This is a genomic window from Vibrio sp. SCSIO 43097 (assembly GCF_023650755.1).
Classification (GTDB): Bacteria; Pseudomonadota; Gammaproteobacteria; order Enterobacterales; family Vibrionaceae; genus Vibrio; species Vibrio alginolyticus.
This window is the reverse complement of record NZ_CP071840.1, coordinates 3,203,387-3,229,972: the sequence shown is the minus strand read 5'-3', so window position 1 is coordinate 3,229,972 and position 26,586 is coordinate 3,203,387. Positions and strand designations below refer to the sequence as shown.

At 45.2% G+C, this 26,586-nt stretch carries 27 protein-coding genes; 16 read left to right on the top strand and 11 right to left on the bottom strand.

The genetic code is table 11. From position 1 onward, the window contains the following. The 5 genes from J4N40_RS15565 to J4N40_RS15545 form a co-directional block, all read right to left on the bottom strand. A complete protein-coding gene (locus J4N40_RS15565; RefSeq protein ID WP_005379359.1) occupies positions 1 to 408 on the bottom strand; it encodes an ExbD/TolR family protein in 408 nt (135 codons plus the stop codon). Between the two features lie 25 nt (positions 409 to 433). After that, on the bottom strand, positions 434 to 961 hold the full coding sequence (locus J4N40_RS15560) for a MotA/TolQ/ExbB proton channel family protein (protein ID WP_005379363.1): 528 nt from the start codon (positions 959 to 961) through the stop codon (positions 434 to 436). Between the two features lie 9 nt (positions 962 to 970). Beyond that, on the bottom strand, positions 971 to 2,332 hold the full coding sequence (locus J4N40_RS15555) for a MotA/TolQ/ExbB proton channel family protein (protein ID WP_248381457.1): 1,362 nt from the start codon (positions 2,330 to 2,332) through the stop codon (positions 971 to 973). A gap of 3 nt (positions 2,333 to 2,335) precedes the next feature. Then, positions 2,336 to 3,100, bottom strand: coding sequence for a DUF3450 domain-containing protein (locus tag J4N40_RS15550; RefSeq protein WP_237306190.1), 765 nt, complete (start codon positions 3,098 to 3,100; stop codon positions 2,336 to 2,338). A 72-nt stretch (positions 3,101 to 3,172) separates the two neighbouring features. Next, entirely contained in the window at positions 3,173 to 5,776 is a 2,604-nt protein-coding gene (locus J4N40_RS15545) for a TonB-dependent receptor plug domain-containing protein (RefSeq protein WP_074191906.1), read from the bottom strand. A gap of 820 nt (positions 5,777 to 6,596) precedes the next feature. On the opposite strand from J4N40_RS15545, the gene J4N40_RS15540 reads away from it, so the two are divergent. The 6 genes from J4N40_RS15540 to J4N40_RS15515 all read left to right on the top strand — a co-directional run bounded on the left by J4N40_RS15540 (position 6,597) and on the right by J4N40_RS15515 (position 12,866). After that, entirely contained in the window at positions 6,597 to 7,622 is a 1,026-nt protein-coding gene (locus J4N40_RS15540; protein WP_005394935.1) for an ABC transporter permease subunit, read from the top strand. 1 nt (position 7,623) lies between these two features. Further along, on the top strand, positions 7,624 to 8,667 hold the full coding sequence (locus J4N40_RS15535; RefSeq protein WP_104974600.1) for an ABC transporter permease: 1,044 nt from the start codon (positions 7,624 to 7,626) through the stop codon (positions 8,665 to 8,667). A gap of 37 nt (positions 8,668 to 8,704) precedes the next feature. Then, positions 8,705 to 10,531, top strand: coding sequence for an extracellular solute-binding protein (locus J4N40_RS15530; protein WP_182036833.1), 1,827 nt, complete (start codon positions 8,705 to 8,707; stop codon positions 10,529 to 10,531). Positions 10,532 to 10,540: 9 nt separating this feature from the next. Further along, on the top strand, positions 10,541 to 11,398 hold the full coding sequence (locus J4N40_RS15525) for an ABC transporter ATP-binding protein (RefSeq protein WP_005394932.1): 858 nt from the start codon (positions 10,541 to 10,543) through the stop codon (positions 11,396 to 11,398). Between the two features lie 35 nt (positions 11,399 to 11,433). Continuing rightward, a complete protein-coding gene (locus J4N40_RS15520; RefSeq protein WP_005394930.1) occupies positions 11,434 to 12,273 on the top strand; it encodes an ABC transporter ATP-binding protein in 840 nt (279 codons plus the stop codon). 167 nt (positions 12,274 to 12,440) lie between these two features. After that, complete coding sequence (locus J4N40_RS15515; protein ID WP_012841209.1) at positions 12,441 to 12,866, top strand: phosphate-starvation-inducible protein PsiE; 426 nt, start codon at positions 12,441 to 12,443, stop codon at positions 12,864 to 12,866. A gap of 55 nt (positions 12,867 to 12,921) precedes the next feature. On the opposite strand, the gene J4N40_RS15510 is transcribed toward J4N40_RS15515, so the two are convergent. Next, complete coding sequence (locus J4N40_RS15510; RefSeq protein WP_005395766.1) at positions 12,922 to 13,788, bottom strand: YicC/YloC family endoribonuclease; 867 nt, start codon at positions 13,786 to 13,788, stop codon at positions 12,922 to 12,924. A gap of 184 nt (positions 13,789 to 13,972) precedes the next feature. On the opposite strand from J4N40_RS15510, the gene rph reads away from it, so the two are divergent. Both rph and pyrE read left to right on the top strand, forming a co-directional pair. Further along, positions 13,973 to 14,689: a ribonuclease PH gene (rph, locus tag J4N40_RS15505; protein ID WP_012841197.1), complete on the top strand. Its 717-nt coding sequence runs from the start codon at positions 13,973 to 13,975 to the stop codon at positions 14,687 to 14,689. 104 nt (positions 14,690 to 14,793) lie between these two features. Continuing rightward, a complete protein-coding gene (pyrE, locus tag J4N40_RS15500; protein ID WP_005395770.1) occupies positions 14,794 to 15,435 on the top strand; it encodes an orotate phosphoribosyltransferase in 642 nt (213 codons plus the stop codon). Positions 15,436 to 15,519: 84 nt separating this feature from the next. Here pyrE and J4N40_RS15495 read toward each other — a convergent pair whose 3' ends face one another. The 3 genes from J4N40_RS15495 to coaBC all read right to left on the bottom strand — a co-directional run bounded on the left by J4N40_RS15495 (position 15,520) and on the right by coaBC (position 18,438). Continuing rightward, entirely contained in the window at positions 15,520 to 16,470 is a 951-nt protein-coding gene (locus J4N40_RS15495; RefSeq protein WP_047009418.1) for a Kdo(2)-lipid IV(A) acyltransferase, read from the bottom strand. Positions 16,471 to 16,476: 6 nt separating this feature from the next. Next, positions 16,477 to 17,067 carry a nucleoid occlusion factor SlmA gene (slmA, locus tag J4N40_RS15490; RefSeq protein WP_005379386.1) on the bottom strand — a complete coding sequence of 197 codons (591 nt, stop codon included), beginning with the start codon at positions 17,065 to 17,067 and terminating at the stop codon, positions 16,477 to 16,479. A 171-nt stretch (positions 17,068 to 17,238) separates the two neighbouring features. Beyond that, positions 17,239 to 18,438, bottom strand: coding sequence for a bifunctional phosphopantothenoylcysteine decarboxylase/phosphopantothenate--cysteine ligase CoaBC (coaBC, locus tag J4N40_RS15485; RefSeq protein ID WP_054701136.1), 1,200 nt, complete (start codon positions 18,436 to 18,438; stop codon positions 17,239 to 17,241). A 193-nt stretch (positions 18,439 to 18,631) separates the two neighbouring features. Here coaBC and J4N40_RS15480 point away from each other — a divergent pair, with 193 nt between their 5' ends. The 8 genes from J4N40_RS15480 (at position 18,632) to J4N40_RS15445 (ending at position 24,973) form a co-directional block, all read left to right on the top strand. After that, the gene (locus J4N40_RS15480; protein ID WP_203345736.1) at positions 18,632 to 20,305 is read left to right on the top strand and encodes a methyl-accepting chemotaxis protein; all 1,674 of its coding nucleotides are present in this window, start codon (positions 18,632 to 18,634) and stop codon (positions 20,303 to 20,305) included. Positions 20,306 to 20,419: 114 nt separating this feature from the next. Further along, positions 20,420 to 21,094, top strand: coding sequence for a RadC family protein (radC, locus tag J4N40_RS15475; RefSeq protein ID WP_025768320.1), 675 nt, complete (start codon positions 20,420 to 20,422; stop codon positions 21,092 to 21,094). A 302-nt stretch (positions 21,095 to 21,396) separates the two neighbouring features. Next, positions 21,397 to 21,633 (top strand): 50S ribosomal protein L28, encoded by a 237-nt coding sequence (rpmB, locus tag J4N40_RS15470; RefSeq protein ID WP_005384783.1) that lies wholly within the window; start codon positions 21,397 to 21,399, stop codon positions 21,631 to 21,633. 13 nt (positions 21,634 to 21,646) lie between these two features. Continuing rightward, positions 21,647 to 21,817, top strand: a complete 171-nt coding sequence (rpmG, locus tag J4N40_RS15465; protein WP_004410866.1) for a 50S ribosomal protein L33 — start codon at positions 21,647 to 21,649, stop codon at positions 21,815 to 21,817. Between the two features lie 276 nt (positions 21,818 to 22,093). Beyond that, the gene (locus J4N40_RS15460; RefSeq protein ID WP_192947891.1) at positions 22,094 to 22,570 is read left to right on the top strand and encodes a hypothetical protein; all 477 of its coding nucleotides are present in this window, start codon (positions 22,094 to 22,096) and stop codon (positions 22,568 to 22,570) included. A gap of 102 nt (positions 22,571 to 22,672) precedes the next feature. Then, on the top strand, positions 22,673 to 23,482 hold the full coding sequence (gene mutM / locus J4N40_RS15455; RefSeq protein ID WP_053349744.1) for a bifunctional DNA-formamidopyrimidine glycosylase/DNA-(apurinic or apyrimidinic site) lyase: 810 nt from the start codon (positions 22,673 to 22,675) through the stop codon (positions 23,480 to 23,482). Positions 23,483 to 23,568: 86 nt separating this feature from the next. Next, positions 23,569 to 24,051: a pantetheine-phosphate adenylyltransferase gene (gene coaD, locus J4N40_RS15450; RefSeq protein WP_167415624.1), complete on the top strand. Its 483-nt coding sequence runs from the start codon at positions 23,569 to 23,571 to the stop codon at positions 24,049 to 24,051. Then, positions 24,038 to 24,973 carry a glycosyl transferase family 90 gene (locus J4N40_RS15445; RefSeq protein WP_053303391.1) on the top strand — a complete coding sequence of 312 codons (936 nt, stop codon included), beginning with the start codon at positions 24,038 to 24,040 and terminating at the stop codon, positions 24,971 to 24,973. Before coaD ends, J4N40_RS15445 begins: the two co-directional genes overlap by 14 nt. A 31-nt stretch (positions 24,974 to 25,004) precedes the next feature. Here the strand turns inward: J4N40_RS15445 and J4N40_RS15440 are convergent, their stop codons facing one another. Both J4N40_RS15440 and J4N40_RS15435 read right to left on the bottom strand, forming a co-directional pair. After that, a complete protein-coding gene (locus J4N40_RS15440; RefSeq protein ID WP_171344436.1) occupies positions 25,005 to 25,793 on the bottom strand; it encodes a glycosyltransferase family 2 protein in 789 nt (262 codons plus the stop codon). Next, the gene (locus J4N40_RS15435; protein WP_005395793.1) at positions 25,790 to 26,557 is read right to left on the bottom strand and encodes a glycosyltransferase family 2 protein; all 768 of its coding nucleotides are present in this window, start codon (positions 26,555 to 26,557) and stop codon (positions 25,790 to 25,792) included. The genes J4N40_RS15440 and J4N40_RS15435 overlap by 4 nt, the downstream gene beginning before the upstream one ends. Positions 26,558 to 26,586: the final 29 nt, after the last annotated feature.

Below are 26,586 nucleotides of genomic sequence, written 5' to 3'. Positions count from 1 at the left end.
TTAATCCTTATTGGTTGCGGCAATGGAGATGCTTTCTACACCTGCCATTTTGATCTGGTCCATAACCTTCACGACTACGCCAGCATTTGCTTCAGTGTCGGCTTGGATAACAACTGCGCCATCAGGACTTTCTGCACGAAGACGTTCAATATTCGCGCGAACCGCGTCCACTTCGATGCGGCGTTTATCAACCCAAACATCACCCGCCGCACCAACTGCGACCATGATGTTACCTTTCTTAACGGTTTGCGCTGAGCTTGCCGTCGGACGGTTTACTTCCAGACCTGCTTCTTTTACGAACGATGTTGTTACGATAAAGAAGATCAACATGATAAATACGATGTCGAGCATCGGTGTCATATCGATAGCGGTTTCATCACTGCTATCACTGCTATAGCGTCTTTTCATGACCTATACCTCTAATTCCATTTACTCAGGCAATATGCTTTAGCTTATCTTCCAGCTTTTGCGTTGTGACTTTGGCTAAATGATCAAGACGTGAACTAAAGAACAGTCCTGATAGAGAAGCCACCATCCCGGCTAAAGTTGGGATTGTTGCCTTTGAGATCCCCGAGGCCATTGCTCGAGGGCTTCCTGTTCCTGTTACCGCTAATATGTCGAATACTTGGATCATGCCGACAACGGTGCCGAGTAGACCCAGTAGGGGACAAAGTGCAATCAATACTTTCACGATTGGTAGTCCCTTTTTATTCTCAATATCCTGACGAGAAACGATTTCTTGTCGGATCATCTTAGCGTTCCAACTTTGATGCTCTGAGCGCCCTTGCCATGAGCCAACGGCTTTTTTCATGGCTTTTGGAGCGACGGCAGCAAAATAGAACCAGCGTTCTAACAATACTGCCCACAGCATAAAGCTGAGGATGAAGATGGCGACGAGTACATCGCCACCCATTCCCAAGAAGCGCCTAATTGATTCAAGTTCTCCAACTAACCACCACATAACGCCTCCTTAGCTTTCGGCTTTATGCAGTTTTTCCTGATAGCGAGCGATGAAGCCTGCACTCTGTTCTTCAAGAGTTTGAACCAAACGACGACCTTTGCTGTGTACGATGGTGTAAAGGAACAGCAATGGAATTGCGACAACCAGACCTAGCATAGTGGTAACAAGAGCTTCAGAAATACCGCCAGCCATCAGTTTAGGGTCGCCGGTACCGAACAGAGTAATGGCTTGGAATGTGCCGATCATACCCATTACCGTACCCAGTAGACCAAGTAGAGGAGCTACAGAAGCAAAAAGCTTGATTGAGCTGATGAAGCGCTCAATGCTTGGAGCATTACGTAGAATGATTTCGTCCAGCTTCGCTTCCAGATCTTCAAGGTTGTCACCTTTGTGCTCTTGGTAAGCTTGGATAACTTCACCCAATGGGTTGCCAGGAATCACGGTTTCTGATTTCGCTTGCTTACGCATTTTGCCGCCAATCACTTGAAGGCGTAGGAAGCAAATTAGAGCAATGATAGCGCCAACTGCACCCATACCAAGGATGACGTAACCTACAATGCCACCTTGATCAATTCGTTCTTGAACGGTTGGGCTTTGTACAAGTAGAGACAAAATGACACCACGGGATGGGTCAATAAACAGTGGCTCATAGCTGTTTGACGCTGACTCAAAGCCGGCAACATGACGTGTAATATTGGTGCGAGGCTGTCGAGAGAGTTCTTCGAACTTACCTGTTTGAGGTACATAAGTGACGTACTTACCATCGGCAATCGCGTTAAACTCACCGACGAGAGTGACATCGCGAACCGCTTCTTTACCTTCGCCATAAACAACCGTTGCTTGGGTTGTTGCAGTTTCGCCAGAAGCAACCACTTGTTGAAGAATGGTATGCCAGAAAGCTTCTAGCTCTTGTGTTGACGGCAGTTCTTTACTTTCAGCCAGTTTCGTTAGTAGAGCGTCACGCTCTGGGAACTGAACAGCGTTTTGAGAGGCTGCAAATAAGCCCTTAAACTCTCCCGCATACTGGCGGACCACACCAAACATTTCGCCCAAAGTACCAGAGCGAACACGTAGGGTTTCTGTTAGTTCAGTCAGCTGCTTATCGTTTTCATCAAAGGTTGCTTTAAGTTGATCGCCCAGTGCTTGCTGTGCAGCTAGCTCTTCACGAGCCTGTTGCAATAATGCTGCTTGCTTATCTCGGTTGTTCTTGAACTCAGCTTCACGGGCTTTGTTCTCTTTCGACTCAACGATGCTTTCTGATTTTACGTTTTTAAGTAGTTCAGATAAGTTTTTAGGCGCTTCTGCTTGTACGCCAGAAACCATAAAGAAGCTCGCTAGTAGGCCAGCGGCTAGAGTTTTGAATCCTTTCATCTCTTATTCCTCCCCAGCAAATACAGGCAGTTTGATTAGCGCTGGTGGCGCTTGCTTCTTCGCGATACGAAGGCCTTGCTGTACCGCGATGCGGTAGCTTTCTGGTAATGTTTCCCATTGACGTGTTTGTTGGTTCCACATACCTGTCTCACCACCGTCTGGAGATTGGAATAGAAGTGCTGTGCGACCAATACGTAGGAAATCGTAAGTCACGGTTTCACCATTTCGGTCTAGGCTAGCTTTGTAAGATTCGATTGAGCGAGAGAAGCCTTCTTCAATTTGGTACGCTTCCATCACTTTACGGAATTTCTCTGAAGTTGTTACGTCGGCGCGATCCATGAGACGACGCAGTTCTTGGACACGTTTATTACGCTCTTTTTTCTGGAAAGGCAGATCGAGAGTCACAAACTCGTCGAGTGCATCGATCATTTTTAATGTAAGTGGCACCACTTCTGTTGCCGTTTGATCGATTTGAGCAATTTGGTTATTTAATGAGTCCAATTCGCCTTGCTGCGATTGAACCATACGGTTAATTTGCTCGTTGTAGACTTTCATACTGTCGATTTGACGAAGTAAGCCTTTGTATTCTGCCAACATGCCTTCAGTGCTTTCGGCATAGTTGTCGATTTTTTGTTGCGAAGCCTGTGAAGACTTCGTTGCTTTTGCTTGGTTGGCGACGACGGTTCCAGAGTCAGCAGCCGCCGCTGCTCCACTTACCGTGAGAATCGCGGCAGTTACTGCACTTACGCCAAATTCCTTTAACGTCATAGTAGCATCCTTGTTAGTGTATAAAGTCAGTCGAATAGGGCGCAGGAAAGATACCTGCGCCAAAGGTTTTGATTAAAAGTTTTGAGAGTATTTCAAGAAGTAAACGCGGCCTTGAATGCTGTATAACTCTTCATCGTAAGTCACACCGTCAGCTTCAAAAGCAGGGTCTTCGTCTGTTAGGTTACGCACACCTGCAGTAAACTTAGCATCCCATGGGGCTAAGTAGTTATATGCAATGTTCCATGTGGTTTGTGAAGATATATGGCCGATTTTTTTGTAGTCATCGTCAACATCTTGTGCCTGATCTGCAATGTGGTCTGCAGATAGATAGATGTCATGATCTTCTAGGAAGCTCAAGCCAACACCTGTATTGAAGCGGTACTCAGGCATGCCGTTACGACCTACTTGGTTGTTAACAGGGCCACCTACATATTCAGGCTGGCTAAAGTCTAAAACGTAGCTTCCCATGAAATCGTATCTAACAGTTGCATAATTAAAGTCATAGCGATATCCCAATTTCAAGTCTATGCCCGATGTATCAAGCGTTCCAAGGTTCTGAAGGCCTGCTGTCGCTTCGATAATCCGATCATTAGCATCACGAACAATATTTGGGTTTTTATTGCCAGAGCTACGCTCTTCGTCGATCATGCTTTGTAGTGTGTTCAGAGTAATTACATCATCAATACTAATGTTGTAATAATCCATTGTTACATCTAGATCTTCTATTGGTGAGAAACTTACACCGAAGTTAAATGATACAGATTTTTCTGCATCAAGATCTTCATTTGATGTTCGAGTCACATCGTATTGTGTTTCTGGACAATCTGCATATGAAATGCCATTTTGCGCACAGTAGGTGTAATCTTTCGCAAAGTCTGAAGAGTAGCTGTCTGCAGCATAAAGATCTGATAGTGTCGGAGCTCGGAAGCCAAGGCCAGCGCCTGCGCGGAACATCAAGTTATCGAGTGGTTGGTAACGGAAAGATACTTTTGGTGATACTTCGTGCCCGAAGTCGCTGTAGTGGTCGTAACGAGCCGCTAGGTTCATTTCCAGCTCGTCAGTAAACGCGATCAAAGATTCAGCATAAAGAGCGTATGTTTCACGATCTCCACCAGCAGAGTTACCTGCACTACCAATAATATTACCTGCCTCACTTTGAGGGTCATATTTATCGAAGTAATCGTAGGTAGTAAATTCTGCACCGACATAGAGAGGAATTAGCACATCACCAACTTCGGCTACATCAAATTGAAGACCACCAAAGAATTGGTGCATTTCCATTTGAGTTTCGCGGCTTGTACCAGCAGAAAGTTGACTTGTCGCGTCTGAACTAAACTCACCGTTTGCAAACTGACCAGACTCAACCAGTTGTGATGCTGCAGAACCAAATACATAGCCAGTACCTGACTCTGTACTGTTAGAGAAGTTTAGGTGATACCCCGTCTCCCAAATCACATCACCTAAAGAATCAGTGTAAAGTGTGCCATCTAGGCCTGCTTTGAAATCTGCTTGGAAGTCTTTAACGTTGTTGTCACGCGTTCCTACATTGTTGAAACGGTAGTATACAGATGCTGGGCCTGCCGTTGGATCTAAGCCATTCTCCGCAAAGAAATCTGCGCCGCCATCTGTATTCGGATCTACAGAGAAGATGCCTGCTGCTGGAGCGAAACGACTGAAACTTTCGTTACGGTTTAAAAGCATTTGAGCATTGAAGGTAGTATCTTCAGTTACGAAAATATTACCGTTTACGAATACAGTATTTCGTTCTAGAGAAGCTGTTTGAGCAGCTTCTGACGTGTAGTCATAACCGCAGATATCCCCAAGACCAGGGTAGTTTGTGAGACCAACAAACCCTTTAGATGGGTCACATGATGCGTCAGTATTATAGCCGTTTAGTGCTTTTAACTGACCATCATGGTAGACGTTACGACCGTAGATACTAACGCCAGACATATCGAAGTAGTTTGCTGATTCGGTGTTTTTTGAGCTGAGGTAATCACGATCTCGTTGGTAAATCTCATCTTTACTGTCATGCTCAAATGAGAACATGATGTTTCCTTTCTCTCCGCTAGTGCCCATTACGAGAGCAACGTTTTGCTCATCACCACCCTCTTGGCTTGGGATACCAGAACCAACGGTTACATTAATACCGTCAAATTCTTCTTTTAGAATGATGTTTACAACACCTGCAACTGCATCAGAACCGTATACTGCAGAGCCACCGTCTGCCATGACTTCTACACGTTCTACAATTGCTGACGGGATTGCGTTAATGTTTGCAGCACCACCACCCATTGTTGCAGAGCCGGGTAGGCGCTTGCCATTGACCAGAACTAATGTCCGTGATGCGCCTAAACCGCGGAGAGATACGGTTGCTTGGCTTTGCCATGAGCTTCCAGAGCTCTCACTGTATGAACCGAATGAGTTGAAAGAGGACTTGCGTAATACATCTGCAATAGACACATCACCAGCACGTTCAATCTCGGCTCTGCCAATTACAGCTACTGGTGTGCTTCCTTCCATAGATGCGCGCGTTAGGCGCGAACCAGTAACTTTCATCTTTTGAAGTTTTTCAACTTGTTGCTCTTCTGCCAGTGCTGTTGCTGGGGCTACGACTGCTGCTGTCCCTAACGCAAGGCTTATCGCAACAGATAAAGCGGTTGTGTTTTTATACATCCTTGTTGCTCCGATTATTATTATTTCCTATGTCTGGCCGCATAGCGGCCAATTGTGACGTTAATATTTCGTTAACGTTCGGCCAATGTATAACCGAGATGAAAAAAGGAAGTCAAACCAGTGGTAAACGGGGATGCTTAAATGTAAAAAAGATGTAAATAACCAGGGTTAGTTTAAAACGCGGAATAAAAAACTAAATATCCTTACCAAGGCGATATCAAATTTCAATAAAACACCGTATTTTGTGTTTCTTATAAACTTTAATGACTTATCTTGCCTATGGTTTTTTAGTGGGTAATTGAATCTGAAAAAAGATATTTTTCCAGTGAATTGTTCTGAGATGAGTTTTATATCGAATCCATACTTTGGTGACTCGAACTTATAGGGTGGTATCAAAATATGATACCCATTGCTGTAAAAGGGCTCACTCGTGTTTTTAGGTCAAATATACATGTGGTGGGTATGTCTATTTATTCCATGTATTTGCATTTTTATGTAGGGTTTTGGCTCTAAACAGCCTAGATTGATATTCTGTGTGAATTATTTTTGTGGTTTTTTATAATTTTTTACAAAAACATTTCTGTTTTTCGACTTCGGAGGAAGTTTGTCATGTTTTGGTTTCAAACACTTGAAGCTGATGTGGATTCAAGATAAATATGACGCTGAAATTATTGCAGTAGTAGAAAAGTCTGGTTCTTGAAACGCAGGGAGTGTGTTTCAACAGTTTTAGTTACTACGAGATAAATATGCACCACTTTGGGCGGGGAACTTCCTCTTTCACTCCGCCTGAACTGGACAGTAGACAAGGAGCAAGTTGTATATGCTGTCGTACTTTTTACGCCGTTTGGCGTTGGTGATACCAACGTTTCTCGGGATAACTATTCTTATCTTTGCTATCACTCGTTTCGTGCCTGGCGGACCTGTTGAACGCATGTTGTCACAAATGCAGTCTCAAGGGGATGGTGCCGCATCAATGACGTCTGCTGGTGGCAATACCGCCCTTTCTGATGATCAAATCGCTGAGCTAAATGCGTTTTACGGTCTGGATAAGCCAGTGACAGAAGCGTATGTGGAGTGGCTAAGTCGCTTGGTCGTGCTAGACCTTGGTGAGTCAACACGTTACTACGAGCCTGTCTCTGACATGATTGCAGAGCGTTTACCTGTGTCGTTATTTTATGGCGGCATGACCTTTTTTATCAGTTATTTTATCTCGATCCCTCTTGGTTATTACAAGGCGCTCAAGCACGGCTCTGTGTTTGATTCCGCTTCTTCAATACTCATCTTTGTGGGCTATGCCTTGCCTGGCTATGTGGTGGGTGTATTGCTCATCACGCTATTTAGTTATCACTTGGAATGGTTTCCGATGGGAGGCTTTGTCGGCGATGACTTCGACGATTACGAAACTTTCTTTGAACGCGCCAAGGATATCATGTGGCACGCGGTGTTGCCTTTAATCTGTTACCTCATTGGCGACTTTGCAACACTGACAATGACGATGAAAAACAACCTGATGGAAAACCTTTCTTCAGACTATATCCGTACAGCTATCGCGAAGGGCTTACCTTTCAAAAAGGCGGTTCGTAAGCACGCGTTGCGTAACAGCTTAATCCCAATCGCGAGTCACTTTGGTAACTCTTTGTTGTTCTTCATGACTGGTGCCTTCCTGATTGAAGTTATCTTCAATATTGATGGCATTGGCTTATTGGGTTACGAATCAATCATGGAGCGTGATTACCCCGTTGTTATGGGTATTGTCGCCATTAATGCGCTGTTGCTGCTCATTGGTAACATTATTTCAGATATTTGTGTTGCTTTAGTCGACCCACGTGTGAAGTTTGGAGCGTAACATGATTAAAGTTAGTCCATTAACTCAAAAGAAAATTCGCCACTTTAAAGAGATCAAACGAGGCTATTGGTCGTTTGTCATTCTCTCAATCATGTTGATCCTGTCGCTCTTTGCTGAACTTCTGATTAATAGTAAAGCGCTAGTCGTCAAGTACGATGGTAGCTACTATTTTCCTGTTGTCAGTGATGTCCGTTTAGGCAGTGAATTCGGCCAAGAGTCATCCAGCGAAGCAGATTATCGCGTGCTGCAAAAAGCGTTTGAGGCCGAAGGGGGCAACAACTTTGTTATTTTGCCGCTTGTGCCATGGAACCCATATGAACAGGATTTTAGTGGTGATTTCCCGCCAACAGCGCCTAGTGCCGAAAACAAGCATTATTTAGGTACAGATGTGATAGGTCGCGATATTTTGGCACGACTTGTCTACGGATTCAGAACGGCAATGGGATTTGCGTTGCTCACCATGGCAATTTCCTACGCGATTGGTACTGCAGTTGGTTGTGCTATGGGTTTTTGGGGCGGTAAATTTGACTTGTTTGTACAGCGACTTATCGAAATCTGGTCAATGGTGCCGTTTTTGTACGTCATTATGATTCTTGTCTCAATCGTTCAACCGACGTTCGCTCTCTTTGTCGCTATTAACGTGCTTTTCACCTGGATGGGGATGACATGGTACATGCGGACCATGACTTATAAAGAAGCGGCACGAGAATACGTAATGGCGGCACGTGCTTTAGGGGCATCGACGGGACGTATTTTGTTTAATCACATCCTACCGAATACGATGGTGATGATCGTGACATTGGCGCCGTTCACTATTGCAGCAAACATCACTGCGCTGACCGCTTTGGATTATCTAGGTTTAGGTCTTATGCCACCAACGCCAAGTTGGGGTGAGCTGCTACAACAAGGTAAGTCAAACTTAGACTCGCCATGGATTGTTGCTTCAGTGGTTACTTCCATTGTGTTGGTACTGGTAATGGTGACCTTTATTGGTGAAGCCATTCGAGCGGCCTTCGACCCGAAAAAATTCACACGCTATGTTTAAGCGAGCATTGTGAGCAAAACATAAAAAGGGAAGTTTTATGAAGAAATTATTTTTAGCGTCCACGCTGAGCGCCCTGAGTTTTGGTGCAATGTCAGCAACGCTTCCGACTGACTTAAACTGGCAAACAAACTGGGATGAGCCTCAATATGGTTCGCCTGAAGCGAAACGTGGAGGGACCTATCGCACCTTCATGTCAAGTTTTCCACAGACGTTACGTAGTGTTGGCCCAGACGCCAATGCGGGGTTGCGTTCCTTTATCTTGGATGAAACCCCTGGATTGGTGGTTCGCCACCCAGACACTTTAGAGTTTATCCCTGAACTTGCTAATGAGTGGGCGTTAGCTGGCGACAATAAAACCGTTTATTTCAAACTCAATCCAGAAGCCAAATGGTCGGACGGCAAGCCTGTGACTGCCGACGATTTTGTATTCATGCTTAAGTTTTATCGTTCTAAGGATATCCTAGAGCCTTGGTACAACGATTATTACAACAAAACCATTGCGGATGTTATTAAGTACGACGCTCATACGTTTGCTGTTAAGGCCGCGAAAGAGTTCAATCCGGAAGAATTGTTGCTACGAATGGGGGCTTTACGCCCACGTCCCGCACACTTTTATGCCAACCCTTCAAAGGATGAAAATGGTGATGGTATTCACGACAACTTTGTCCGTTACTACAACTTTAAGAGTGAACCAACGACCAGTGCGTACTACCTAGATGATATCAAAAAAGGTAGAAGTGTGACTTTCAAACATGTTGGCGAAGATTGGTGGGGTTACAGCAATAAGTACTACCAAAATCGCTACAATGTCGACAAGATTCGCATCACGGTGATCCGCGATAGCGACATTGCGATGAAGCATTTTGAAAAGGGTAAGTTGGATGCATTTGGTCTGGTTCTGCCAAGTCTATGGCACGATAAATCGAACACAGAACCGTACCAAAAAGGCTACATTCAAAAGTTCTGGGGTTACAACCAATTTCCAGTCGGTGCGGGCGGCGTATGGATGAACACCGCGATGCCTTTACTGGATGATTTAAACGTTCGCAAGGGCATTACTTACGCAATTGATTTTGATGGCATGATTGAGAACATCATGCGTGGTGACTACTCCCGTAAGCCAAACCCGACGGGTTATGGCCATGGTAAATACACCCTACCAGACGCGAAAGCACCGAAATTTGACCCCGCAAAAGCGGCCGAGGCATTCGAAGCCGCAGGCTTTAACAAAATTGGTTCCGATGGTATTCGTGTCAATGATAAAGGTGAGCGTTTAAGCTTCGAGCTGACCTACGGAACACCTGTTCATACTCCTCGTATTGCTTTTTTGCGTGAGCAAGCCAAGCTAGCAGGGTTGGATATTGAGCTCAAGTTGGTTGATGGCTCATCCATGTTCAAATACGTCCGTGAGAAAAAGCACGATTTGGCTTTCTTAGATATGGGTACGTCCGAGATCCCAACGTATTGGGAGTACTTCCATTCAGTCAATGCGAACAAGCCGCAAACTAACTCTTTCACAAACTACAGCTCGCCAGAGCTGGATGAAAAGATCATCGAGTATCGTTTTAGCATGGATATGGATAAAAAGATCCAGCTAGGTCATGAGATTCAGCGTGACATCATTGATGCGCACGTTATCGTAACAGGCTACATGATTCCTTATGTCCGCTACGGTCACTGGCGCTGGCTAAAGTTTCCTGATAAGCCAATGAATCGCATGACAGAGGCGTTGTTCAGTGGTGGCATCATAGGGGATGGCACTTACTGGATTGATAGCGATATCAAGAAAGAAACCAAACAAGCGATGAAATCAGGCAAAGCTTTTGAACCTGTCGTCGTCGTAGATGACACTTATAAGCTGTAAGGATTGGTTATGGAAAACGATGTAATCCTAAGTGTTAAAGATCTCGAAGTTGAATTCACCACCGATGATGGACCAGTGAAGGTGCTGCATGGTGTGAACTTTGATGTGAGAGCTGGACGTACACTCGGTCTGGTGGGAGAGTCAGGCAGTGGTAAGAGCGTAACCTCAATGTCGATCATGGGTCTTTTACCTAAGCCATATGGCAACATCATCAAAGGTGAAGTGAATTATCGCGGCACCAACCTAGTTGATTTGCCTGCGGAAGAGATGTACGCCATGCGTGGCGATCGCATTTCGATCATCTTCCAAGATCCGATGACGGCGCTAAATCCAGTACACACCATTGGTCGCCAAATATGTGAAGTGCTTGAACTTCATCGACCTGAGCTCGACAAAAAGGAGCGGGAAGCTTTCTCGATCGAGATGCTGGCAAAAGTCAAAATCCCAATGCCAGAGAAACGATTGAATGAGTATCCCCATAACCTATCTGGCGGTATGCGCCAGCGTGTAATGATCGCGATGGCGTTGGCCTGTAAGCCGGATATTCTGATTTGTGATGAACCGACTACGGCGTTGGATGTTACGGTTCAGGCGTCTATCCTTGAACTGATGAACGAGCTTCAGGAAGAAACGGGCATGGCGATGATCTTCATTACTCACGACCTCGGGGTTGTGGCAGAAGTGTGTGATGATGTTGCCGTGATGTATGGTGGGCGTATTGTCGAAAAAGCAGAAATTTTTGAGTTGTTTGATAACCCGCAGCACCCATATACAGAGCGTTTGATGGGGTTGATGCCGAGCTTAGATAATGAGCCGAAGCAGATGATCGATATCAAGCCTATTGATGCCAGTATGTTTGCTAGTTAACTGAGCAAAGTGAACGAGTCATAAAAGAGGATGTTATGGCAAAAGAAGTATTAAGAATTGAAAATCTTAAGCAGCACTTTGTTTCTGGTAAAGGGCTGTTCAAGAAAGGCTACACCATCAAAGCGGTAGACGGGGTTTCACTGTCTGTTTCTGAAGGTGAAACACTGGGGCTAGTTGGTGAGTCAGGTTGTGGTAAAAGCACCCTTGGTCGCACGATCTTAAAGTTATACGAGCCAACGGAAGGTAAGATTTTCTTTGAAGGTAAAGACATCACTAAACTGTCTGTCAAAGAGATGCGATCGCTGCGTAAAGACATGCAAATCGTCTTTCAAGACCCAATGGAATCACTCAATCAGCGTCATACCATCGGTATGATTCTAGAAGAACCGTTTGTTATTCATAAAATCGGTACGCCAGCCGAGCGCAAACAGTGGGTAAAAGAGCTTTTAATCAAAGTGGGCTTGCCAGAAACGGCAGTCAACCGCTATCCACATGAGTTTTCAGGCGGCCAACGTCAGCGTATCGGTATTGCTCGTGCGATTGCATTGAAGCCTAAATTACTGATTTGTGACGAATCGGTATCTGCGCTAGATGTATCGGTACAGGCACAAATCTTGAACCTATTACTACAACTGCAACAAGAGATGAACTTGGCGATCATCTTTATCTCTCACGATCTCTCTGTGGTGAAACACGTTTCAGACAAAGTTGCCGTGATGTATTTTGGTAAAGTGGTAGAAGCAGGCAGCGCGAAAGAAATTTATGCAAACCCGCAAAACGAGTACACCAAGAAACTCCTATCTGCGATTCCGATCACCCACCCTAAATATCGGAAGAAAAAGCGCCTGGCTGAAAAAAAGCAGCAAGTGGCGTAAGTGATGCCACAGGTCCTATAACACAAAAACGCTCCGCCAAATAAGCGGAGCGTTTTTATAGGCCTATGTTAGGTCTCTTGGTGTCGATTGGCGCTGAGTATTATGATTGATTGAAGATCGTTGCATGCTAAACTCAAGGCCTATCTTCTTTGTCTGGATAATGGACCATGCCGTCGAATTTACCGAAATCCTTTAGTCGACCGTTCCTGAAAATCTTCCATATTTTGGAGGCGGTATTATTAGTCTCTATTACCTTGGCGACGCTGTACGCCATGATGCAAGAGTTTGTGCACGTATTTGTAGAGAAGCGTGTCTTACTCACGGATATTCTTTTGATGTTTATCTATCTGGAAGTGCTCGCCATGGTGCAGCAGTTCGTGATGAACGGAAAAATTCCGGTACGCTATCCTATCTATATCGCGATGATGGCGATCGCCCGCTATATCACACTAGGAATGAAAGAACTGGATGCGGTTTTGGTTGTGTGGTTATCTCTGGCAGCGTTTATCTTAGCTGCGGCAACCTTGCTCATCAGAGTCGGGCATCATTATTGGCCCTACGTTGATAACAGAACCTTGGAAAAAGATGAATAAAAGAAAGCCCCGTACTAGCGGGGCTTTTTTGTTTCAATACTCGATGACTTTTAGATCATTCAATATTTTGGATCTGCTCACGCATCTGTTCGATCAGAACTTTCAGTTCAACGCCCGATGCGGTGATGTCGGTGCTGATCGATTTCGACGCTAGCGTGTTCGATTCACGGTTGAACTCTTGCATCATGAAGTCCAGACGACGACCCACTGCGCCACCTTTTTTCAGAATGTTTGTGGTTTCTTTTACGTGAGAGTCCAAGCGATCGAGCTCTTCAGCAACATCCGATTTTTGCGCTAGCAAAATCAACTCTTGCTCGATACGAGATGGATCCAGTTCCACTTTAGCGTCTTCGAACTTCGAGAATAGTCGCTCACGTTGCCATTCTAAAATTTCTGGCATGCGGGCACGCACTTTTACGACTTCTGCAGATATGGCGTCTAAACGCTGTTCAATCAGCGCTTTCATGTTCTCGCCTTCACGAGCGCGCGCTTCAATAAATTCATCCATTGCGCCATCAAACGCTTCTAGTAGCACTTTATTTACTGCATCCATGTCTTGCTCTGGCGTTTCCATTACCCCCGGCCATTGCATGACTTGAAATGGATTGATTCGGCTCAGTTCACCAGTCATGTGCATGACTTGTTCAGCGGCCTTAATTACCTGGCTAGCAAGCGCTTCGTTGATGCTAAGCTCACCTTTTGCGGCAGGGTTTGCTTCAAAGCGCAGATTACATTCCACTTTGCCTCGCGCTAAGCGCTTACGAAAACGCTCGCGTAAAACGGGCTCTAATCCGCGAAATTGTTCTGGCATGCGGAAGTATGTTTCTAAATAACGCTGGTTCACGCTGCGGATTTCCCATACCGCAGAACCCCAGTCGCCTTTTACTTCTTTGCGTGCATACGCTGTCATACTGTAAATCATCGAATTTTCCTGTCTTCATTTTTTGAAAATTACTTCAAGAGTGTATCACGCTGCGTCGATAGGTGCGCGGGATGTATGGATTGTTTATGTTGTGCCTGCGGCGTAACCTATGAATCCGGAATCGATTCCGTTATAATCTTCGCCCAACCAAATCGTCTTCTCCTCATATTTAAGGTAGATGCCCATGCGTCCAAACGATCGCAAGGCGGATCAAGTTCGCCCTATCAAAATTACTCGTAACTACACAGCTTACGCTGAAGGGTCAGTGCTAGTTGAGTTCGGTAACACCAAAGTGTTGTGTAATGCGACCGTAGAAGAATCTGTGCCACGTTGGCTAAAAGGTCAAGGTAAAGGCTGGGTTACAGCTGAATACGGCATGCTACCTCGAGCAACACATTCTCGTACTCGTCGTGAAGCGGCAAGTGGCAAACAAGGCGGCCGTACGATGGAAATTCAGCGTCTTATTGCACGAAGCCTACGTGCTGTTGTCGATCTAAAAGCCATGGGTGAGTTCATGATCACCGTTGACTGTGACGTTATCCAAGCTGACGGTGGTACCCGTACTGCATCCATCAGCGGCGCAAGTGTTGCAATGGCCGATGCGTTCCAACACCTAGTGGATAGCGGTAAGCTAAAAGCGAATCCAATGAAAGGCCACGTAGCGGCAGTTTCAGTTGGTTTGCTAGGCGATGATGTTCTGTGTGACCTTGAGTACGTTGAAGATTCAGCGGCAGACACAGACATGAACGTGGTAATGACCGAAGAAGGCAAGATGATTGAAATTCAGGGCACTGCAGAAGGTGAACCGTTCAGTCACGAACAGCTGATGGCATTGCTCGAGTCGGCGAAAATCGGCATTACGGAAATTGTCGCAGCGCAGAAGGCGGCGTTAGCCAATTGATTTTAATAGCTCCCATTATGGGGGCTATTTTTTTATCTCGACAATAGAGAAATGAATGATTGTCGAGAAGAGACACAAGAAACCAAGGACATAGAGAGAAAATAATGAAAGCATACCAGCGTGAATTTATTGAGTTTGCACTTGAGAAAGAAGTTCTTAAGTTTGGTGAGTTTACTTTGAAATCTGGCCGTAAAAGCCCGTACTTCTTTAACGCTGGTCTTTTCAATACTGGTCGTGACCTAGCGCGTCTTGGTCGTTTTTACGCAGCCGCGCTCGCTGATTCTGGCATTGAATTCGATGTACTGTTTGGCCCTGCGTACAAAGGTATTCCTATTGCAACGACAACAGCAGTCGCGCTGGCGGATCATCACGATATCGACACGCCTTACTGCTTCAACCGTAAAGAAGCGAAAGATCACGGCGAAGGCGGTAACCTTGTAGGCTCTGCGTTAGAAGGTCGCATCATGCTGGTGGACGACGTGATTACGGCGGGTACGGCAATCCGTGAATCGATGGAAATCATTCAAGCAAATGGTGCAGACCTTGCTGGTGTGTTGGTTGCGATTGACCGCCAAGAAAAAGGCAAGGGAGAGCTTTCTGCGATTCAAGAAGTTGAGCGTGACTTTGGTTGTGCCGTGATTTCAATTGTAAGTTTGGGTGATCTTGTGACTTACTTAGAAGAGAAAGGTGACGCTGCTGAGCACTTGGAAGCAGTTAAAGCCTATCGCTCGGAATACGGCATTTAATTTGTTATTTTTTCTGAAAAAGTAAAAAGGGCAGATGGATATCCATCTGCCCTTTTTTGTTTTTGGATTCATCGCCTTGACCACTTACTTGTAGCGAATGCCTTTCTCGACATGCTCATCTTGCATGGTTTTATAGCGTTTATGGAGCCACATCCATTGCTCTGGGGCGCGTAGAATGACCTCTTCCACATACTTGTTCATATAAGCGGCAGCGGCGACTTCGTCTTTTTGTGGATAGTCGGCTTCAATGCACTTATCGGCGATGATGTCGTATTTTCCTTCGTCATTGCGAAACCCTGAGCCTGGGATGATCGCACATTTTGAGGTATACGCCAGAATGCTCGTGCCTGTTGTCGTACACGCATCGTCTACGGCAAAGAAAGGTACAAATACTGATTTTTTGCGACCGTAATCGTGATCCGGTAAATAGAACAGACGTTCACCGCTCCGTAATACACGAATCATCTTTTTCACATCTTTACGATCAATCAGTTTATTGCCGTTATGTGTCCGTCCCCAATACTGGATAAAGTTATAAGCAGGATTATTATGCGGACGAAACGCGCCGTACCCGGCCACGCCGAGCACGGCGAAAGCACGTGCAGTGATCTCTAGATTAAGAGCATGGACACAACAAAGTAGGACGCCTTTACCTTCTTTGGCTTTTTCACGCAGTGCGCCGAGATCTTTCTCGACGATAAGTTTTTTAAAGCGCCAAGTCGGCCAGAACCAAGTGATTCCGGTTTCTATGAGTGCCATACCGGTATTTTTGAAGTTCTCTTCAACAATATGTTGAATCTCTTCAGGTGTTTTGTCTGGAAAGGCCAATTCTAAGTTACGTTGAGCAACGTGGACACGCTTTTTACCGTAGCGCATGCCAAGTTTACCGAGTGAACGACCTAATGAAAGCAGCAGCCGATAAGGAAGAATATTGACGAGGATGGCCAACAGACCAAAACCAAGCCATACGCCCCAGTTACGAGGGTGAAGAAGTGAAAGAGAAAACTCGGGCTGCGTGTATTTGTCTTTACTCATAGTCTTTTACTTTATTTGTGCACTCAAAAGCGCCCAGTACTCGTCAAAGTTTGCAGTCGGCTGGTATTTAAAGTCGCTACGCACAAAGCGGTTTAGGCTACCCTCAACTTGTCCCAGAATTTGCGCGGCTAGGATACGCTCTTCGACAGGGAAAGACTTCCCTTCACGAATCTTACGTTCACGCAGGATCTGGCGCAATTGTGTTTCTATGCGCTCAAAGAGTTGATTGATGCGTTCACGTAGGCGTTCATTTTCAAACATTAGAGCATGACCCGACAAAATGCGTGTCAGACCTGGGTTACGTTCAGAGAACGCCAAAATAAGGTGCATCACCATACGAATACGCTCTAGTGTATCTTTTTCGTCGTCTAGAATACGGTTGATACGTGTCATCAAGGCTTCTTCAATGAACTCAATCAACCCTTCGAACATGCGCGCTTTACTTGGGAAATGACGATACAGCGCGGCTTCTGAAACGCCGACTTGCTTGGCCAGTTTTGCCGTAGTAATGCGTGAAGCGCCATCTGTTGATTCAAGCATTTCTGCCAATGCTTGTAAGATTTCTTCACGACGGTTGGATTTTTTACTGCCGGCCATTAGTTACTTCCTTTCAAAATACAAAGTTGAGCGGAGGGGATTATAAGACGCTATTTCGCCTCAAACTAGACCACTAAGGGTGGAATGGGAGATTTAACACCCTTAGTTGTCATTTTTGTACCAAATTTATGCCAGCTTTTGTAAAAAATTGGCAGGGTTTTCAAACGTTAGTTACATCAATTGATGCATTTTTTCGAGAATTTTAACGCTCAATGCTTCTTTTGATTCCAAAGCGAGCGCAAGTTCACCTTCAGGCCAGTAAAGGGTAATTGCGTTGTCGTTGCTGTTAAATCCTTGCCCTGCAACCGAAACGTCGTTTGCACAGATCATATCGAGGTTTTTCTTTGTTAACTTGCCTCGAGCATAGGTCTCTACATCATTGGTTTCAGCCGCAAAACCGACGGTAAACGGACGCTTCTCCGTCATTGCTGCCACAGATGCAACAATATCAGGATTTTTAACCATATTAATGACCATTTCGTCGTTGTCTTCTGTCTTTTTCAACTTTTGAGACGCGATCGTTTGTGGGCGGTAGTCGGCAACGGCAGCGCAGCTAATAAAGGCATCATGCTGGTTTGCATGTGTCATAACGGCTTCGTGCATCTCTTGGGCACTGGAAACATTTATGCGCTCAACACCTACGGGCGTATTTAAACTGACAGGACCGCTCACGAGGGTGACTTTTGCTCCCATCTGCGCTGCGGCGCTCGCCAATGCATAGCCCATTTTCCCGGAGCTATGGTTCGTAATGTAACGCACTGGATCAATCGCTTCGCGAGTTGGTCCGGCGGTAATGAGTATCGACCTACCTTCTAGCAATTTTGGTTGAAAGAACTGTTCACATAGCTGTACTAGCTGCATTGGTTCCAGCATTCGACCTGGTCCTACATCACCACAGGCTTGCTCTCCTGCCGCAGGGCCCCAGATGTGCATACCACGACGCGCTAACGTAGCGATGTTCTCTTGGGTTGCGATATTGCGATACATCTGTTGATTCATCGCCGGAGAAACAGCAACAGGGGAATCCGTCGCGAGCACGAGCGTAGTAAGTAAATCGTTCCCCATGCCTGCGGACATGCGCGCGATTAAGTCCGCGGTCGCGGGCGCTAATAGCACTAAATCTGCCCATTTGGCCAATTCAATATGGCCCATAGAGGCTTCCGCTGCTGGGTCTAGTAAACTGTCCGAGACAGGACGGCCCGAAACGGCTTGCATGGTTAAAGGGGTAATGAACTCTTTTGCGGCTTTCGTCATTACAACTTGAACTTGCGCTCCTCTCTCTATGAGGCGACGGGTTAGCTCCGCACATTTATACGCGGCAATACCGCCACTGATGCCGAGTAGAATTTTCTTTCCTGCTAGTGTTTGCATGTGAGATCTCCAATTTGATGACCGGATTTTAACACAATTCAAAGTCTGACCGCCCGAGCATATATAACGAGAAGATAATTCACATCAAACTCCAGAGTATTAATCTGACCGAGGAAGGGAAAATTCTCGCCTACCTCACAGACAAGTTGCGCGGAGTTTGCAAGTCTGAAAAGAAAAAGAGGTAGTGGAAACCATGGTGTTGAAAAGTCGAAACAAATTGCTGCTGATAACCCTAATTCCGCTGTTGTTGATCACCACGTTGATCTCAGTGGTGTATTACATCAACAGCAGTAAAAGTTTGGAAGCGGAGCTGGCAAGAGACAGGCAAGAGCTCATCGAAACGAAAAAGAAAGAGTTACAAGCCTATATGATGATGGGCGTGACGGCGATAAAACCGTTATACGACACGGATGTAAATGGAAGTAATAAAGAGGCAGCAAAAGAAATTCTGAAAGCCATGCGCTTTGAAAGCGATGGCTACTTTTTTGCCTACGACTCTCAAGGTGTGAATACGTTGCACGCCATCAAACCTGCATTAGAGGGTAAAAACCTTTACGACTTAAAAGATGAAAATGGGGTCGCAGTTATTGCGGGCTTGATTGACGCTTCTCAAAAAGGGGATGGGTTCCTCTATTTCTCGTGGCATAAACCGACCATTGACGCACAAGCGCCTAAGTTGGGCTATGCAGAATATCTATCGAAATGGGACTGGGTTTTAGGTACTGGCGTTTATATTGATGACATCGACCAGCAAGTTGCGATGCACAGAGAGTTAAAGACTCAAGAGCTAAAAGAGCATACGTTATCTGCCGTGTTGATTTCCGTTATTGGATTGATCATTACCAGTGTTCTCACCAGTATCGTGGTGTCTAAAGGCATTCAGCCATTACAACATGTCGCGGCTTCATTAAAAGATGTTGCCGCAGGCGGCGGTGACTTAACGGCTCGTTTAAAAGTCGAAAGTCAGGATGAAGTCGGTGAAGTGGCGGCCGCGTTTAATGAGTTTATGGATAAGCTGCACCCACTGATGCAGGACATTCATCGCTCTGCGACGACAGTACAGACCGTTTCTCAAAGCCTGAACACTCAGACCAGCCAAGCGAGCGGTCAAATGCAGGATCACTGTTTAGAGACGGACAAAGTCGTGACGGCAGTGACGCAAATGAGCATGACTGCCAAAGAAGTAGCCAGCAATACCAATGCGACCGCGCAGGCAATTGACGATGCCAACAGTCAAGTCACCGCCGCTCAGCATGAGGTCGAGCAAGCAATAGAGGGTATTACCGAACTCGTGACGGAGATAGACAGCACGTCAGATGCAATTTCTGAGTTGAGTTTACAGACTGAAAAAATAACCAAAGTGCTGGATGTGATTGGCGAGATAGCCGAGCAAACGAATTTGTTGGCCCTAAATGCGGCGATTGAAGCGGCTAGAGCCGGTGAGCAAGGTCGAGGGTTTGCCGTCGTTGCGGATGAAGTGCGCTCGTTAGCCAGTCGTACGCAAAATAGTACTCATGAAATTGGTGACATGCTTAAGCAGCTGCAAAATGGTGTATCAAGAGCGGTCAGTACAATGTCGGTGAGCCAAAAACGAGGTGTCAAAACGGCGGAAGAATCGGCGCTCATTCAGCAATCTCTTTCTGGTGTTCATAATTCTATCGGTACGATTCGAGATATGGGTATTCAAACCGCGTCTGCCGCCGAAGAGCAAAGTGCGGTTGCAGAAGACATCAACCAAAACTTAGTGGCTATTCAACAGATCGTGAACAACATTAATGAGACGTTGCAGCATGCCGAGTCAATCAGCACGCAGCTATCACAGTCTGGAACGGAAATTCACGGCTTGGTTGGCAACTTTAAACTCTGATGAACTGTTAAGTTGCATGGAAAGCACTGATGGTACGAAGAAAGCGAAAGTCATACTCGACTTTCGCTTTTTGTTTTGTGGAATAGGGACACTTTCCATATAAAGAGACATCAGATGATACTGAAAGCTTTGCCAAATGAGTCCATGCCCAGAGAGAAGCTACTGCAACGAGGGCCGCAAGCTTTGACCGATGCTGAGCTACTGGCCATCTTCTTGCGCACAGGCACCCGCGGAATGAACGTGATTGAGCTCGCAGACTTCCTTATTCAAGACTTTGGTTCGCTCAGACAACTATTTTCAGCATCAGAAGAAGAGTTTTGTCGTCACAAAGGATTAGGGCAAGCCAAGTATGTTCAATTGCAAGCTGTACTAGAAATGACACAACGTTACTTGGCGGAGACGCTAAAGCGTGGTGATGCCTTAACCAGCCCCGACCAAACTAAGTTATATCTGTCTTCTATTTTAAGGGATCGGCAAAGAGAGGCTTTTTATATTCTTTTTCTCGATAACCAGCACCGAGTGATAAAAGATGAAATTTTATTTGAAGGAACGTTGGATGCAGCGTCGGTGTATCCGAGAGAAGTTGTTAAGCGTGCTCTGCATCATAACGCGGCGGCTTTGATTTTGGCGCACAATCATCCTTCAGGCGTTGCTGAGCCGAGCCAAGCTGACAGAAGGATTACAAGGCGTCTCACCGACGCATTAGCATTGGTGGATATTCGTATTTTGGACCATTTCGTCATCGGAGATGGGGAAAGTGTCTCTTTTGCTGAAAGAGGCTGGATATAACTGTGCGTTTTTTAGGTTGTTAGTTGCTAAAAATCTGCTATCATCCACGCCACTAAATTTTTAACTGAATTCAGCTTGGACTGCTAAAAAAATCTGCTGTCTAAAAAAAGATCACGAAAACCTGTAAAAAGGATCTGTTCGGGTCTTGAGCAATGCATATCAAGTTAGTATAATGCGCGACCTTTGATAGCCTTGTATGGATTTTCCATAGCGGTTCTTAACCTCTAACTTCTTTTCGAGAGATAGAGAGGTTCGGCCACCAAGGTTGATATCGAGCTGAAACGATTTTGGAGAAGACATTCATGTCACGAGTATGCCAAGTAACTGGTAAGCGTCCAGTAACGGGTAACAACCGTTCACACGCACGAAATGCTACTAAGCGTCGTTTTCTGCCGAACCTACAAACTCATCGTTTCTGGGTAGAGAGCGAAAAACGTTTTGTTAAACTACGTCTATCTGCTAAAGGTATGCGCATCATCGACAAGAAAGGTATTGATACTGTTCTTGCAGACATGCGTGCACGTGGCGAAAACGTTTAAGAGGAAATAAGCAATGGCAAAGAAAGGCGTTCGTGAGAAAATCCGTCTAGTATCTTCTGCAGGTACAGGCCACTTCTACACAACTGATAAGAACAAGCGTAACATGCCAGGCAAATTTGAGATCAAAAAGTTTGATCCAGTAGTTCGCCAGCACGTTATGTACAAAGAAGCAAAAATCAAATAATTGGTTTCAGTCTCTTTGATGAATTGAAAAACCCAACTTTCGAGTTGGGTTTTTTATTACCTGAATAAAAGTGCTGAAGATAAAGTGTTCAGTACGTCATCGGATTATAAAGTACTGCTGAAGTCATTTTATCGGTCCGACTCTATACTCGAATTTTTGATTGATCGCTCTCTACCGCTTTGCCAGCAATTCTCTACACACTTGCACACCGTTGTTCTAGTCAAGCTCAATACTCTTTGGTAGTTTACTCATAACGATAAGAGAGTAGAGATGGTTATGCGTGTGAGTCCGGCTCGTCGCCGCCGATGGAACAATATTCTTATTCTGGGCATTATCGCGTTTATAGTGATCTTAAATGCGCCGATGTGGATCAAAACTTACCTATTAACAGACCAAGCAGACCCCTACCCAAATGTACTTCGCTCCGACTATACGGTGGAGTCTTTGTACTATAGTGGCTGGGAGTTCGAACTGCATGATGGACGATGGCAATCCAACATCAAAGTTGATGCATCGATCAGTGAACTTGTATCACGCTGGCAATCATTGGAAGGGACCGAGCTCACCTCAGAACAGTACGATCATTTAAAACCTAACCTGACGGTACCTGAAACGGTAGAAGTTTGGTATCAGGATCTCGAAGAGCCGCAGCGGGTGACTTTCTTTCGTTTACCTGATTTTTGGCTATTTAAAACCTGGCAAGACAAATGGGTCGCTATCTCCGTCGATGAAAACTACCTTATGCCAGAGTAGAGCCTTTTTGCGCCTATACCCCTAATAAGCTTCCCTATTTATCGTTTTTCTTTTCGATTATGCTAGCAGCGAGAACTATTAGCCGGTGAATTGGAGAATCTAATGCCTGAGTTGCCAGAAGTTGAAGTGAGCCGTATGGGGATTAGCCCCCACATGGTTGGACAAACGATCCAGTCGTTTACTTTTCGAACGCCTAAATTGCGCTGGGATATTCCTACAGAGCTTAAAAAATTGGAAGGGCAGGTGATCCGTGCGATTAGCCGTCGTGCGAAATACTTACTGATCGAGACAAACACAGGTACAGCCATTGTTCACTTGGGCATGTCGGGGTCTTTACGTGTCCTAGATGCTGACTTTCCGCCAGCAAAGCACGATCATGTGGATCTCAAACTAAGCAGTGGAAAAATACTGCGTTATAACGATCCGCGTCGTTTTGGGGCATGGCTGTGGTGTGCTCCTGGCGAGTCACATGCTGTGCTAGCAAACATGGGGCCTGAGCCTTTAACTGAAGAGTTCAATGCGGAATATGTAGCGGAGAAAGCTAAAAATAAGCGTGTCGCCGTCAAGCAGTTCATCATGGACAACAAAGTCGTGGTTGGTGTCGGAAATATCTACGCGAATGAGTCGTTGTTTAAATCTCGAATTCACCCTTCAAGGCCCGCAGGTAAGTTGACTTCTCAAGAGTGGGGGTTACTTGTTGAAAATATCAAAATGACACTTGAGATTGCCATTACGCAAGGTGGGACTACGCTGAAAGATTTTGCGCAAGCCGATGGAAAGCCGGGTTACTTTGCACAAGAGTTATTGGTTTACGGAAAAGCAGGAGAGCCATGCCCAGAGTGCGGCGAACGACTTCAAGAGCTAAAGATTGGCCAACGTAATACCTTCTTTTGTAGTGAGTGTCAGAAGTAAGTCGAGCTATTATCGAGCTTAAGTTGTTGTAATCTTGCGTTCGAGCCTCAATAATTCAATCAGTTTCGAATAACTTAGTAAATTATATGAAAGTCATTTATCCGGGCACTTTTGATCCAGTGACTAATGGTCACCTCAATCTAATAGAACGTACTCACGAAATGTTTGATGAGGTTGTGATTGGCGTAGCCGCAAGCCCATCGAAGAACACTATGTTTTTATTGGAAGAGCGCGTTGCACTGATGCAGGACGTTGTAGCGCATTTACCTGGTGTGACGGTAAAGGGGTTCTCCGGGTTATTAGTGGATTTCGCGAGAAATGAGAAAGCTAAGGTTCTTATTCGTGGTTTACGAACAACGGTAGACTTTGAATACGAGTTTGGACTGACCAACATGTACCGAAAGCTATTACCAGGAATCGAGAGCGTATTTTTAACTCCTGAAGAAGAGTTTGCGTTTTTATCGTCGACTATCGTGAGAGAAGTAGCGATTCATGGCGGAAGTATCGAACAATTCGTTCCCAAGCCAGTAGCCATCGCGATTGGGGAAAAACTCAATGAAAGACAGTAAGTTCCCTTATTATTTCTCAAACGCTCTCTCGATACTTATCCCTCGCTTTGTATATCGAGCACAAGCCAAGCGTTTACTTTCGAATCTGACCGAAGCAGAGCAGCAACGCTGTATTGAGCGGGTGAACTATTACAATAAGTGTGAAACGCCGTTTTCAGTTGATAGCCGAGAACAAAGTTACTCGACCATCGATACATTCAAAAAAACGAAAGGCTGGACGTATTTTTTCGATCTTCGCCAAGTTGTACGCTATTTCCCTTCCAGTTTTGCGTTTAACTACATCAACGGCGATGTTACACACATCCCCAATGTACCGAGCTTTATAAAAAGCCGCCCTATTTTTGGTAACAACCAAAATTCAGTGGTGTTGAAACTTAATCAAGTTCGTCATTTTAAATTTATTGATGATCCTGTTCGCTATCAAGATAAAAAGGACATGGTAGCGTGGCGCGGCGTGGGTTTTCAGCCGCATCGTAAAAAGGTGATTCATGCGTTTTACAACCATCCGCAATGCAATATTGGCCAGACCCGCCCGGTAGAAGGGAAACCATGGGAAAAGGGCTTTATGAGTATTGAAGAGCAACTGCAGTATAAGTTTTTGCTCTGTATAGAAGGCAATGATGTGGCCACCAACCTTAAGTGGGCTATGTCGTCTAACTCCTTGGTTATTATGTCAAAGCCAAAATATGAGACTTGGTTTATGGAAGGTAAGTTAGAGGCAGGCGTCCACTATGTTGAAGTGAAGGATGACTATTCTGATTTACCCGAAAAGATGGATTATTACCTAGCGAATGAGCAAGAAGCATTAGCGATCATTGAAAATGCGCACCAGTGGGTTGAGCAGTTCAAAGATAAACGTAAAGAGCGTTTGATCTCATTGATGGTTGCCGATAAGTACTTCGCTTTATCTCAGCAACAATAAAAAAGGGGCGAAACGCCCCTTTTTTATAATCTTAAGCTTCTAGAAATTGATCAACACCATTCTCACAGCGTTTAAGCTTGTTTTTAATGGTGTTCTCTAAAATCTCATCATTTTGTCCGAGTGACGCACGAGAGTTTTCTACGTGGTACAAGTGGTAGCCTACACCTGCGAATTTTAGGTAAAGACGTGACTTACCCGCATTCAACATGCGATGAACAAACTCGCTGTCTTCGCGTCCCCATCCAACAAAATCTTGGTTGAAGCCATTCACCTCGATGACATCTTGTCGCCAAAATGCCATGTTGCAACCGCGAGTGGCTTTATCGTTATTCCGCTCGTAAGAGAACCATTTCGATAGCAAGGCGTTGGTGATGCAGTTTTTACGATTGCGAATGCCTTTGCTGAAAATGGAAGGCACTAAGCCGTTTTCCATGATGGCCTTGCTGCAGCTTTCATCCGTTAACACACGTCCACCCTGCACAAACCAATTTGGTTTTGCGACTTGCTTATGTGATTCAATAAACGTTTGGGACAGCACCATGTCGCCATCAATCATGATGAGGTAGTCACCTGATGCTTTGGCGATCGCACGGTTGCGGCTCATTGAAAGCTGAAAGCCATTATCCTCGTGCCAACTATGAATCAGTGGAACCGGAAAACCTTCACGCATTTGGTCAACCATTGCTTTGGTATCGTCTCGAGAGCCATCATCTGCAACAATTACTTCGTCAGGCAAAACGGTTTGACGTTTCACGCTTTCTAACACCGCTTTTAATGCTTCTTTCCAGTTGTAAGTGGTGATAATTAAAGTCGTTTTCATGATTTTTTTGCCTGTTCACGTAAGTAGAGATCGATATATTTTACAAAAGTAGAGTGCATGCTTAGCCAAGCTAGAATGAAGCCATGCTTGCCATCAAGGAAGCCTCGTTTGAGAACATACATCTTCAAAAAGCTAGCAAGAGCGTGAACGATAGCGGTCGTTAAACCCGCTTTCTTTTTACCTTCACGTTCATCCGTCCAGGCCTTGAGGTAGCCAGTGGTTTTATTGATGTAATGATGAAGGTGCTCGTAAGTGTAGTGATGCAGTCGACCATCCAGTTTTTCAGTTTGATAGTTTTTCTCATCAACTTTTTCATGAACGAGCGAATCATTATATTGTGTATATTCGGTGCGATATAAGCGCACAATCCAGTCTGGAGACCAACCAGAATGGTAGATGAACTTACCAAACGCTGAGCTTAGTCGATTAAGTTTGTATAAAACGTTCGGCTTATTGGCTGATACCGCGTGTAAGATACTTTCTTTTAGCTCTGGAGTGACTTGTTCGTCCGCATCAAGCCACAAAACGTAGTCTGCCGTAACGTATTGCTGCGCCAGTTGGCGCTGTTTACCGAATCCTGGCCAATCTAGGTTGGTGTAAAACTTATCTGTGTATTGTCGGGCGATTTCTTCAGTGCGATCAGTGCTGCCCGAGTCTAGAAGGACAATCTCATCGACCCAATCTTTTACTGTGTCTAGACAAGCTTGTAAGTGCTTCTCTTCATTTTTTACAATTAAGGCAACGGCTAAGGTTGGTTTGGACAAGGTCATTTCCTTCTTAACAAATCAAGACA